The organism is Dryocola clanedunensis subsp. sulfonylureivorans, from assembly GCF_016756775.1.
GTDB lineage: Bacteria > Pseudomonadota > Gammaproteobacteria > Enterobacterales > Enterobacteriaceae > Dryocola > Dryocola clanedunensis.
The window spans coordinates 60,200-71,510 of the sequence record NZ_JAERMU010000009.1 but is presented as its reverse complement, the minus strand read 5'-3'; the positions used below and the strand labels follow the sequence as shown (position 1 = coordinate 71,510).

Below are 11,311 nucleotides of genomic sequence, written 5' to 3'. Positions count from 1 at the left end.
CCCCGCAGCCATTTTTCGGAAACTAACGACACGCCTGACAGGTATAATGGCATTCAGTTACGGGCGACATCGAACACTTTAATTCTCCCAGGGGGAACACTTGCAGGGTAAAGCACTCCAGGATTTCATCGTCGACAAGATCGACGACCTTAAAGGCCAGGACATCATTAAGATTGATGTACAGGGCAAATCAAGCATCACCGATTGCATGATCGTTTGCACCGGTACTTCGAATCGCCACGTCATGTCTATTGCTGAGCACGTTGTTGAATCCTCTCGTAAAGAAGGGATCGACGCGCTGAGCGTGAAGGGAATTACTGCCACAGACTGGATCGTCGTTGATTTGGGCGAAGTGATCGTCCACGTCATGCAGGAAGAGAGCCGCCAGCTGTACGAACTGGAAAAACTCTGGGGTTAATGCGTGAAGCTTCAACTGGTGGCGGTCGGAACCAAAATGCCGGACTGGGTACAAACCGGTTTTACCGAGTACCTGCGTCGTTTTCCTAAAGATATGCCGTTTGAACTCGTTGAGATCCCGGCGGGAAAACGCAGCAAAAATGCCGATATCAAACGCATTCTCGAAAAAGAGGGTGAAATGATGTTGGCCGCTGCGGGTAAAGGCAACCGCATCGTCACGCTGGATATCCCCGGTCAGCCGTGGGATACCCCGCATCTCGCCACCCAGCTTGAACGCTGGAAGCAAGATGGCCGTGATGTCAGCTTGTTAATCGGTGGCCCGGAGGGCCTGGCGCCTGCATGTAAGGCAGCCGCAGAACAGAGCTGGTCGCTTTCTACTCTGACCCTTCCCCATCCTCTGGTACGGGTGCTGGTAGCCGAAAGTCTCTATCGTGCATGGAGCATTACCACCAATCACCCCTATCACCGTGAGTAAACAACGACTTTGGTAGAACAAACCTGCGGATGAAACTACAGAACTCTTTTCGCGACTATACGGCAGAGTCTGCGCTCTTTGTGCGCCGGGCGCTGGTCGCTTTCTTCGGCATCCTGCTGTTGACCGGCGTGCTTATCGCCAATCTTTATAATCTGCAAATCGTCCGTTTTACCGACTACCAGACTCGTTCAAACGAAAACCGCATCAAGCTGGTACCGATCCCGCCAAGCCGTGGGATTATCTACGATCGCAACGGCACGCCGCTTGCGCTCAACCGCACGATCTATCAGATAGAAATGATGCCGGAAAAGGTCGATAACGTGCAGGCAACCCTTGATGCCCTGCGCCCTGTCGTCGACCTCACCGATGAAGACATAGCCAACTTCAAAAAAGAGCGCGCGCGCTCGCACCGTTTTACCTCTATACCGGTCAAAACCAACCTCACGGAAGTTCAGGTCGCACGCTTTGCCGTTAACCAGTATCGCTTTGCAGGCGTCGAGGTTAAGGGCTACAAACGCCGCTATTATCCTTATGGTTCAGCCCTGACCCACGTGATTGGCTACGTATCCAAAATCAATGACAAAGACGTAGAACGCCTGGATAAAGACGGCAAGCTCGCTAACTACGCGGCCACGCACGATATCGGAAAGCTGGGTATTGAGCGCTATTATGAAGAGGTACTTCACGGCCAGACTGGCTATGAAGAGGTTGAGGTAAACAACCGCGGCCGCGTTATTCGTCAGTTAAAAGAGGTATCACCGCAGGCGGGGCACGATATCCATCTGACCATCGATCTTGAACTACAGAATTATATTGAGACGCTGCTCGCCGGCAGCCGCGCGGCCGTGGTGGTTACCGACCCACGCTCCGGTGGCATTTTGGCGTTGGTTTCAATGCCCAGCTACAATCCAAACCTGTTCGTGGACGGCATCTCCACGAAAGATTACTCAGGCCTGCTGAACGACCCGAACACGCCGCTGATAAACCGCGCCACCCAGGGTATTTATCCGCCAGCCTCAACGGTCAAACCGTATATGGCTGTTTCAGCGCTCAGCGCGGGCGTAATCACCCGTAACACCTCCCTCTTTGACCCTGGCTGGTGGCAGCTCCCAGGCTCAGAAAAGCGCTATCGTGACTGGAAACGATGGGGCCACGGCCGGCTGAACGTCACCAAAGCCCTTGAAGAATCTGCAGATACCTTCTTCTACCAGGTTGCCTATGACATGGGCATCGACCGCATCGGCGAATGGATGAATAAGTTCGGCTACGGTCATTACACAGGCATTGACCTCTCCGAAGAGCGCTCGGGCAACATGCCAACCCGCGACTGGAAGCTCAAGCGCTTTAAAAAGCCATGGTATCAGGGCGACACCATTCCGGTCGGTATCGGCCAGGGCTACTGGACCGCCACGCCTATTCAGATGAGTAAGGCGATGATGATCCTGATTAACGACGGTATTGTCCGCGTCCCTCACCTGCTGATGAGCACCATGGAAAATGGCAAGCAGGTGCCATGGAAACAGCCGGTTGAAGCACCTGTGGGTGATATCCACTCCGGCTTCTGGGAGATAGCCAAAGACGGGATGTACGGCGTTGCTAATCGTCCTAACGGTACGGCGCATAAATATTTCGCCAGCGCGCCATACAAAGCCGCAGCCAAATCTGGTACCGCGCAGGTTTATGGTCTGAAAGCCAACGAAACGTATAACGCGCACAGAATTGCCGAGCGTCTGCGCGACCACAAACTGATGACCGCATTCGCCCCGTACGACAAACCGCAGTACGCCGTGACCATTATTCTGGAAAACGGCGGCGTCGGCCCGGCAGTCGGGACAATCATGCGTCAAATCCTCGACCACCTGATGTTAGGGGATAACAATACGAAGTTGCCGGCTGAGGCGCCTGCTGCGCCCGGCACTGAGGATCAATAATCATGACTGATAATCCGAACAAGAAATCGATTTGGGATAAAATCCATATCGATCCGTTCTTCCTGGTCACCGTGCTTGCCTTACTGGTATTCAGCGCGCTGGTTGTCTGGAGCGCCAGCGGCCAGGACATGGGGATGATGGAGCGTAAAATCGGCCAGATCATGATGGGTCTGGTGGTCATGATAGTCATGGCGCAAATCCCCCCTCGCGTTTACGAAGGCTGGGCGCCCTATCTGTACATCATCTGTATTATTTTACTGATTGCGGTGGATGCTTTTGGTGCCATCTCTAAAGGGGCACAGCGCTGGCTCGACCTCGGCATCGTACGTTTCCAGCCTTCTGAAATCGCTAAAATTGCTGTACCGTTGATGGTCGCCCGCTTTATTAACCGTGACGTCTGCCCGCCAACGCTGAAAAACACAGGTATCGCGCTGATACTCATCTTCATGCCTACCTTACTGGTTGCGGCTCAGCCTGACCTGGGGACGTCCATCCTGGTTGCTGCATCCGGTCTGTTTGTCCTCTTCCTGGCAGGAATGAGCTGGCGTTTGATTGGCGTTGCTGTGCTGTTGGTTGCCGCCTTCATCCCTATTCTCTGGTTCTTCCTGATGCACGACTACCAGCGAGACCGTGTCATGATGCTACTCGACCCGGAAACCGATCCTCTGGGTGCGGGTTACCACATCATCCAGTCTAAAATTGCTATTGGCTCCGGTGGCCTGCGCGGAAAAGGATGGCTGCACGGAACGCAATCACAGCTGGAGTTTCTTCCTGAACGCCATACCGATTTTATTTTTGCGGTACTGGCTGAGGAACTTGGGCTTGTCGGTGTCCTTGTCCTGCTGGCGCTCTACCTGCTGCTTATCATGCGTGGGTTATATATTGCCGCCAGGGCGCAGACAACATTCGGCCGAGTGATGGCCGGCGGTCTTATGCTAATTTTATTCGTATATGTATTTGTTAATATTGGCATGGTTAGTGGTATCTTACCTGTGGTCGGCGTGCCGTTACCGCTGGTGAGTTACGGGGGCTCGGCCCTGATCGTACTGATGGCCGGGTTTGGTATCGTAATGTCGATCCATACCCACAGGAAGATGTTGTCGAAAAGTGTGTAACGAGGTGCGCAATGGTTAAGTATTGGCCAGGGATTTTCGTAGCAGCCGCCATTCTGGCTGGCTGTTCGTCAAGCGATGACGAGCAACAGCAGGCCCCCCAGCAGCCGCAGCCAGCGGTCTGTAATGGCCCGGTCGTGGAAATCAGCGGGGCGGAGCCTCGCTATGAAGTCCCTAACCCTGCGGTGAATCAGGATTATGAAAATAACGGCAAAAGCTACAAAATCGTACAGAATCCGGCTAATTTTAGTCAGGCTGGTCTTGCCGCTATTTATGATGCCGAGCCGGGCAGCAACCTGACCGCCTCAGGAGAACCGTTTGATGCAATGGCGCTAACGGCGGCGCATCCAACGCTCCCTATTCCAAGCTATGCGCGTATCACTAACCTCGCCAATGGCCGTATGATCGTCGTGCGTATCAACGATCGTGGCCCATACGGCAACGACCGGGTGATTTCACTTTCCCGCGCTTCGGCAGATCGTCTGAATACCTCAAACAATACCAAAGTTCGTATCGACCCTATCATCGTGTCACAAGACGGTACGATGTCCGGCCCCGGTACGGCCTGTACGACCATAGCGAAACAAACCTATGCGCTGCCGGCTCGTCCGGACTTATCCACGGGCCTCGGCAGCGCGTCTCCAGCACCAACGGGAACAGCCCAGGGCGATGTCCGGGCGATTAGCAACTCGACTTTACAGCCTGCGCAGACAACCGCTGCTCCGGTTAACAGTGGTGGACTGACTGCTGCCGCAGCCCCCGTTGCAGCAGGTACAGCTGTTGCAGCAGCAACCACTGAGCCAGCGGCAACCAACGAGCCAGCGGCAACGGCTACGACGGCACCAGAAGCCGCTACGGCAGCCACTCAAGCACCTGTCGCCGCAGCGCCAGTTGCGACAGGCACACAGAGCGCGCCTGTTACCGCCCCGGGTTCTGTGCAAGGCAGTACACAAGCAGCAGCCCCTGCCGCAACGGCAACCACCGGTCGTTATGTGGTGCAGGTTGGTGCGGTCAGCGATAAAGCGCGCGCAGCGCAGTGGCAGCAGAAGCTTAGCGAACAATTTAGCGTGCCGGGTGCGGTTTCCAGCAATGGTGCCGTATATCGTGTACAGCTGGGGCCATTTGGTAGCCGCGGCGAAGCCGCTGCTTTGCAACAGCGCCTAATGAGCGAGGCCCAGCAACAGTCATTTATTACAAACGCACCTGCTATGTAAGGTAATTTGACTGGCATCCTTCAAACGTAAATTTGTGTAAGCACCATTAACAAATCATGCGCAAAGACGGATGTCAGTAAAAAACGCTTTTGCTATAGTTAGGCACTTTTTAACTCCATCATGGATGTCGTTGTTCTTATCATGAATACAGCCCTACCTGTACGTTTTGTTAAGCGCCTGGCGCTCTCCACGGCCTTCGCCCTTACGGCTCTGGCTTCCGCTCATGCTGACGACCTGAATATTAAAACGATGATCCCAGGCGTCCCGCAGATTGATGCGGAAGCGTACATCCTGATCGACTACAACTCAGGAAAAGTGCTGGCTGAATCCAACGCTGATGCTCGTCGCGATCCGGCAAGCCTCACCAAAATGATGACCAGCTACGTCATCGGCCAGGCCATGAAGGCCGGCAAGTTTGATGAGAACGCCGTCGTTACCGTTGGCAACGATGCGTGGGCCACCGGCAACCCGGTCTTTAAGGGCTCCTCCCTGATGTTCCTGAAGCCTGGTATGCAGGTTCCCGTCTCCCAGCTGATTCGCGGGATCAACCTGCAGTCAGGTAACGATGCCTGTGTGGCAATGGCGGACTTCGTCGCCGGTAGCCAGGATGCCTTTGTTGGCCTGATGAACAGCTATGTTTCCGCTCTGGGTCTGAAAAACACCCACTTCCAGACCGTACACGGCCTGGATGCAGACGGGCAGTACAGCTCAGCGCGTGATATGGCCCTGATCGGTCAGGCCCTGATCCGCGATGTGCCAAACGAATATAAGATTTACCAGGAAAAAGAGTTTACCTTCAATAATATCCGCCAGATGAACCGTAACGGTCTGCTGTGGGATAAGAGCCTGAACGTTGACGGTATCAAAACCGGTCACACTGATGCAGCAGGCTACAACCTGGTCGCATCCGCCACCGAAGGCCAGATGCGTCTGATCTCGGCGGTGATGGGCGGTCATACCTATAAAGGCCGTGAAACCGAAAGTAAAAAACTCCTGACCTGGGGCTTCCGCTTCTTTGAAACAGTCTCGCCACTGAAATCAGGTAAAGAGTTTGCTTCCGAGCCAGCCTGGTTTGGTGACAATGACCGCGTATCGCTGGGCGTAGACAAAGATGTTTACCTCACCATTCCACGTGGCCGTATGAAAGACCTGAAAGCCAGCTACGTGCTGAACACGCCTGAGCTGCATGCCCCGCTGCAGAAAAATCAGGTTGTCGGCACCATCAACTTCCAGCTGGATGGCAAAACGATCGAACAGCGCCCGTTAGTGGTTCTGCAAGAGATGCCGGAAGGGAATTTCTTTAGCCGAATCATCGACTACATCAAACTGATGTTCCACCACTGGTTCGGTTAATAATTGAACGCTTGAAAGTGTGACGAACGTCCCCATATACTGTTCATCACTGCAACTCCCGCACCTTGCTGCGGGAGTTTATTTTTTTAACGCCGTAACGCTGGAGCTACCATGAAAACCAACCTTAAAGAACTGCTCGAATTCCCGACTCCTTTTACTTATAAAGTGATGGGACTGGCGAAGCCGGAGCTGGTTGATCAGGTCGTTGAGGTGGTGCAGCGCCACGCCCCTGGTGACTACACGCCTCAGGTTAAACCAAGCAGCAAAGGAAACTATCACTCTGTTTCCATCACCATCACCGCGACCCATATCGAACAGGTTGAAACCCTTTACGAAGAACTGGGTAATATCGAAATCGTTCGTATGGTGCTGTAACGCCTCTACCCGGCCCCGGCCGGGTAAATTTTTTCCTCTATGATATACTCCCCTCTTCTCTTTCACCTCCAGCTGGAGACAGCACTTTGTCTCAAGATACCATTCTGATTCGCCAGCTTGGCCGTCAACCTTACGAGCCTGTCTCACAGGCAATGCATACCTTCACCGACACGCGCGATGAAACCACACCTGATGAAATCTGGCTCGTAGAGCATGACCCCGTATTTACCCAGGGCCAGGCTGGAAAAGCCGAGCACGTGCTGGTCCCGGGTGACATCCCTGTTATCCAAAGCGATCGTGGTGGCCAGGTAACCTATCATGGGCCAGGCCAGCAGGTGATGTACGTGTTACTGAATTTGCGCCGCAGAAAGCTGGGGGTCCGTGAATTAGTCACCGTCCTTGAGCAAACCGTGGTCAATACCCTGGCAGACATTGGCATCGAAGCTTATCCACGCGCCGACGCCCCGGGCGTATATGTTGAGGGGAAGAAGATTTGTTCTCTTGGTTTGCGCATTCGTAAAGGGTGTTCTTTCCATGGCCTCGCCTTAAATATTGATATGGATCTCAGCCCATTTTTACGTATAAATCCCTGTGGATATGCGGGACTGGAGATGACGCAGGTAAAAAATCTGCGCGAGGAGATTTCACTTAAGGATATTCAACCGCGCCTTGTCAGCCAGTTAATTGCCCTGCTGAATTATCCCGCCGTTGAATATATTTCTAATTAGATAAGCCCCGTGAATACGGGGATCTTTACAAAAATAAGATACTTTTCAGGATTATTCCTCTTTTTTTTAGGATTTTGCGCATTCCATTTTCCTCCCCAGATAATTATCATCTACTGCTTAATGATTAGTTCAGCTGCGCTACTAAAAAGAGCGCAGGCTCCTGCCCAGGACTCCTCGGTCCGTTAATAGACCTATTTCATTTTGTCATTACCGCACCTCGCTGGTGCTGAGTTGCTACACTTGGGGCGGAATATTAACGACTTCAAGCGGGAGATGGCATTCATCAAGTGAATGTTTCTGGAGGCTGAGCATGGGTATCCCCCCAACATCAGAGAATAAAGTCATGGACCGAGACGATAAGAATAATCATCCAGTTTTTAAAACATTACGTAATGTAGATCTCAACTTATTGACGATATTTGAAGCTGTTTATGTGCATAAAGGCATTGTAAACGCCGCGAAAGTGCTGAATCTAACCCCTTCAGCCATCAGTCAATCCATTCAGAAACTGCGCCTTATTTTCCCGGACCCACTCTTTATTCGTAAAGGGCAAGGGGTTGCTCCCACGGCGTATGCGGCACATTTGCATGAATATATTAGCCAGGGGTTAGAGTCGATTCTAAGCGCGCTGGATATTAATAATTCTTTTGGAAAGCAGCGCACGATAACTATTGCTACTCAACCCACCGTGGGCGCACTGCTGATACCGAAAATATATTCTGTTATTCAACGCGTAAATTCCAGGCTGCTCATCCGAAATATTCCAATTGTCGATGGTGAATCGCAGCTTGCTCAATTCCAGACGGACATGCTGATTGACGTCAACCACCATTCCGGGCGCAGCATCGCCACGCAGAAACTCTTTGAAGACAGAATCATTGCTGTTTGCCGTAAAGATCATCCAGTACTTCAGTCGCATCAGACGCTGGAAGATATGCGCGCGGCAGAACACACGTTCCTGATCCTGCAAGATGACCTGCTGCGCGATATCCGTCAGTTGATCAGCGAACTTTTCCCGCAGCGGCAAATCACTTTTGGCAGCTACAACTTCGTGACCGTCGCCTCGGTGCTTGGCAGCAGCGACTTGATTGGTTTTATGCCCTACAGGCTGTTTGAGATGTTCAGTGCGACCTTCGGACTGCGTGAGATACAAAGCACGATCTTCACGACAGCAAGCATCGACTACAACCTGCATTTCAATAAGCTCAGCATGCGCGATATCGTGTTACAGGAAGTGATAGATGCCGTGCGCAGCGAGTTTCAGACAAGCTAATATTGAGCCTCTTGCTAACCCAGCAAGGGGCTGGTTTCTGCTCTTTAACCGTACCAGAACAGAAAACAACAACTCATTTACAATTCTTTCCCCGTTTCCTGCACAGTGTGGCTGATCTCTCCCCGGGAGTAATGTTATACTTCGCAGCGAAAATTCAAAAATAGTTGATAAATCTAACACTAACTTGAATTCCATCAGCCTGACTTCGTTATCCGCAACTGGAATACGCACGATATGAGTAAACCCATCGTAATGGAGCGCGGCGTTAAGTACCGCGACGCCGACAAAATGGCTCTGATCCCGGTCAAAAACGTGGTGACAGAGCGCCAGGAGCTGTTAAGAAAGCCAGAATGGATGAAAATCAAACTTCCTTCTGACTCTACCCGTATCCAGGGTATCAAAGCCGCCATGCGTAAAAATGGTTTGCACTCCGTCTGCGAAGAAGCGTCATGTCCAAACCTGGCCGAATGCTTCAACCACGGTACGGCAACCTTTATGATCCTGGGCGCAATTTGTACCCGCCGCTGCCCATTCTGCGATGTTGCCCACGGCCGCCCGGTAGCACCTGATGCTAACGAGCCGGTTAAACTGGCACAGACCATTGCCGATATGGCACTGCGTTATGTCGTCATCACCTCGGTTGACCGTGACGATCTGCGCGACGGAGGTGCCCAGCACTTTGCGGACTGTATTGCAGCTATTCGTGAAAAGAACCCAACCATTAAAATCGAAACGCTGGTTCCTGATTTCCGTGGACGTATGGATCGTGCCTTAGAGATCCTCACCGCCACTCCTCCGGACGTCTTTAACCACAACCTGGAAAACGTGCCGCGCATTTATCGCAAAGTTCGCCCTGGTGCAGATTACAACTGGTCGCTGAAGCTGCTCGAGCGCTTTAAAGAAGCCCATCCGGATATTCCGACCAAGTCGGGACTGATGGTTGGCCTGGGTGAAACCAACGAAGAAATCGTTGAAGTAATGCGCGATCTTCGTCGTCACGGTGTGACCATGTTGACGCTGGGCCAGTATCTACAGCCAAGCCGTCACCACCTGCCAGTTCAGCGTTATGTCAGCCCGGATGAATTCGAAGAGATGAAAGCAGAGGCGCTGGCAATGGGCTTCACCCATGCCGCCTGTGGCCCGTTTGTCCGCTCTTCCTACCATGCTGACCTGCAGGCAAAAGGTATGGAAGTGAAGTAAACGGGTAACAAATAATTACACATGCTCACTGGAGCAATAAAAAACCGGCCACTGAGTGCCGGTTTTTTTATTCCTGAGACAAAAGAGTTGTCCCGAAATCAGTCTTTATGCGAGATACGTTCCGCAGGCGCTTCGCTGCCTGAAGCAGGCTTTGCCGAGGTGTCATCGTCATTCATGGCCTTTTTAAAGCCTTTGATTGCCGTACCCAAATCGCCTCCCAGCGAACGTAACTTCTTGGTGCCAAATAACAATACAATCAGTGCGCCGATAACCAGCAGCTTAGTAATGCTAATCTCTCCCATACCTACCTTCTTAAGTCAATTTGCCGCGGAGACGGCGAAAAATAATCTGAGCTAATTAACGGTCAAAAGCTTACGCAACACAATAGCAATCTGTAACAAGGTGAATCAAGAACCGATTAAAAAACCATCACTCCAGCACCGGACCGCTGAAACGCCGATTTTGTAGTACCGGCAGCATGGCGCGTACATCGGTTATTCGCTGACTCTCCAGCTCAGCAAAGAAAAGCGCAGGTGCCTCTGCTGCACCGGCAATCGTCACTCCCAGAGGATCGATAACCTTACTTTGACCAATATTTCTGTTGCCACACTCGCCGGATGCTACCACATAACAGGTTGTATCAAGTGCGCGCGCGATCAATAACGTGGACCAATGTAACTCTTTATGTGCGCCCCGAAGCCATGCCGCGGGAAGCACGAGCACCTCAGCCCCGGTCAGAGCCAGACTTAACGCCATCTCAGGAAAGCGAAGATCGTAACAGGTCAGCAGGCCAACTTTCATGCCTGCCACCTCAATTAACGGTGCGACCTGTTTGCCGGCATCGACCAGCCGCGACTCCTGCACATTAAACGCGTCATACAGATGGATCTTTTGGTAGCGGGCAATCACTTCGCCACCGCGCAGGGCAAAGAGCGTATTAGCCGCTCTGCCCGCAGTGGTACGCACGTGAAGCGTCAGAATGGTTGTCAGCGTGCTCTTGCGGCTCTCTTCCAGCAGCAAGTTGAGGAATCCGCCGTTTGCCGCCTGTGCTGACTTTACCGACAAATCAGGATCGTTATCGTCACGTGCCAGCAGCGCTTCGGGTAACACCAGCATTGCCGCTCCGGCCGAGGCTGCCTGTGCCATAAGCCCTGTGCAAGTTTGCGCATTCTCCTGCCAGACCTTACCTACAGCAAACTGTCCAACCGCAACTTTCATTTCTACGCCCTTTTG

At 52.4% G+C, this 11,311-nt stretch carries 12 protein-coding genes; 10 read left to right on the top strand and 2 right to left on the bottom strand.

What is annotated here, in order from left to right; all coding sequences use genetic code 11:
- Positions 1–100: 100 nt before the first annotated feature.
- The 10 genes from rsfS (at position 101) to lipA (ending at position 10,078) form a co-directional block, all read left to right on the top strand.
- Entirely contained in the window at positions 101–418 is a 318-nt protein-coding gene (gene rsfS, locus HYQ67_RS11130; RefSeq protein WP_202303761.1) for a ribosome silencing factor, read from the top strand.
- Between the two features lie 3 nt (positions 419–421).
- Positions 422–892: a 23S rRNA (pseudouridine(1915)-N(3))-methyltransferase RlmH gene (rlmH, locus tag HYQ67_RS11125; RefSeq protein ID WP_202303760.1), complete on the top strand. Its 471-nt coding sequence runs from the start codon at positions 422–424 to the stop codon at positions 890–892.
- A 29-nt stretch (positions 893–921) separates the two neighbouring features.
- Positions 922–2,823 carry a peptidoglycan DD-transpeptidase MrdA gene (gene mrdA, locus HYQ67_RS11120; RefSeq protein ID WP_202303759.1) on the top strand — a complete coding sequence of 634 codons (1,902 nt, stop codon included), beginning with the start codon at positions 922–924 and terminating at the stop codon, positions 2,821–2,823.
- Between the two features lie 2 nt (positions 2,824–2,825).
- Positions 2,826–3,938, top strand: a complete 1,113-nt coding sequence (gene mrdB / locus HYQ67_RS11115) for a peptidoglycan glycosyltransferase MrdB (protein WP_202303758.1) — start codon at positions 2,826–2,828, stop codon at positions 3,936–3,938.
- Positions 3,939–3,949: 11 nt separating this feature from the next.
- The gene (gene rlpA / locus HYQ67_RS11110; RefSeq protein ID WP_202303757.1) at positions 3,950–5,149 is read left to right on the top strand and encodes an endolytic peptidoglycan transglycosylase RlpA; all 1,200 of its coding nucleotides are present in this window, start codon (positions 3,950–3,952) and stop codon (positions 5,147–5,149) included.
- Positions 5,150–5,290: 141 nt separating this feature from the next.
- Positions 5,291–6,502, top strand: a complete 1,212-nt coding sequence (gene dacA / locus HYQ67_RS11105; protein WP_202303756.1) for a D-alanyl-D-alanine carboxypeptidase DacA — start codon at positions 5,291–5,293, stop codon at positions 6,500–6,502.
- Positions 6,503–6,613: 111 nt separating this feature from the next.
- Complete coding sequence (gene ybeD / locus HYQ67_RS11100; RefSeq protein ID WP_202303755.1) at positions 6,614–6,877, top strand: DUF493 family protein YbeD; 264 nt, start codon at positions 6,614–6,616, stop codon at positions 6,875–6,877.
- Between the two features lie 86 nt (positions 6,878–6,963).
- Positions 6,964–7,605, top strand: a complete 642-nt coding sequence (gene lipB / locus HYQ67_RS11095; protein ID WP_202303754.1) for a lipoyl(octanoyl) transferase LipB — start codon at positions 6,964–6,966, stop codon at positions 7,603–7,605.
- A gap of 310 nt (positions 7,606–7,915) precedes the next feature.
- Positions 7,916–8,878 carry a YbeF family transcriptional regulator gene (locus tag HYQ67_RS11090; RefSeq protein ID WP_202303753.1) on the top strand — a complete coding sequence of 321 codons (963 nt, stop codon included), beginning with the start codon at positions 7,916–7,918 and terminating at the stop codon, positions 8,876–8,878.
- A gap of 234 nt (positions 8,879–9,112) precedes the next feature.
- The gene (gene lipA / locus HYQ67_RS11085) at positions 9,113–10,078 is read left to right on the top strand and encodes a lipoyl synthase (RefSeq protein ID WP_202303752.1); all 966 of its coding nucleotides are present in this window, start codon (positions 9,113–9,115) and stop codon (positions 10,076–10,078) included.
- Positions 10,079–10,176: 98 nt separating this feature from the next.
- Here lipA and tatE read toward each other — a convergent pair whose 3' ends face one another.
- Positions 10,177–10,380, bottom strand: a complete 204-nt coding sequence (tatE, locus tag HYQ67_RS11080) for a twin-arginine translocase subunit TatE (protein ID WP_202303751.1) — start codon at positions 10,378–10,380, stop codon at positions 10,177–10,179.
- 127 nt (positions 10,381–10,507) lie between these two features.
- On the bottom strand, positions 10,508–11,296 hold the full coding sequence (locus HYQ67_RS11075; RefSeq protein ID WP_202303750.1) for a deaminated glutathione amidase: 789 nt from the start codon (positions 11,294–11,296) through the stop codon (positions 10,508–10,510).
- Between the last annotated feature and the right edge of the window lie 15 nt (positions 11,297–11,311).

Excerpts from the sequence above, each read along its gene's own strand:
- dacA (WP_202303756.1), top strand. The coding sequence starts at position 5,291 with ATGAATACAGCCCTACCTGTACGTTTTGTTAAGCGCCTGGCGCTCTCC.
- HYQ67_RS11075 (WP_202303750.1), bottom strand. The coding sequence starts at position 11,296 with ATGAAAGTTGCGGTTGGACAGTTTGCTGTAGGTAAGGTCTGGCAGGAG.
- HYQ67_RS11090 (WP_202303753.1), top strand. The coding sequence starts at position 7,916 with ATGGGTATCCCCCCAACATCAGAGAATAAAGTCATGGACCGAGACGAT.
- lipA (WP_202303752.1), top strand. The coding sequence starts at position 9,113 with ATGAGTAAACCCATCGTAATGGAGCGCGGCGTTAAGTACCGCGACGCC.
- ybeD (WP_202303755.1), top strand. The coding sequence starts at position 6,614 with ATGAAAACCAACCTTAAAGAACTGCTCGAATTCCCGACTCCTTTTACT.
- mrdA (WP_202303759.1), top strand. The coding sequence starts at position 922 with ATGAAACTACAGAACTCTTTTCGCGACTATACGGCAGAGTCTGCGCTC.
- tatE (WP_202303751.1), bottom strand. The coding sequence starts at position 10,380 with ATGGGAGAGATTAGCATTACTAAGCTGCTGGTTATCGGCGCACTGATT.
- mrdB (WP_202303758.1), top strand. The coding sequence starts at position 2,826 with ATGACTGATAATCCGAACAAGAAATCGATTTGGGATAAAATCCATATC.
- rlpA (WP_202303757.1), top strand. The coding sequence starts at position 3,950 with ATGGTTAAGTATTGGCCAGGGATTTTCGTAGCAGCCGCCATTCTGGCT.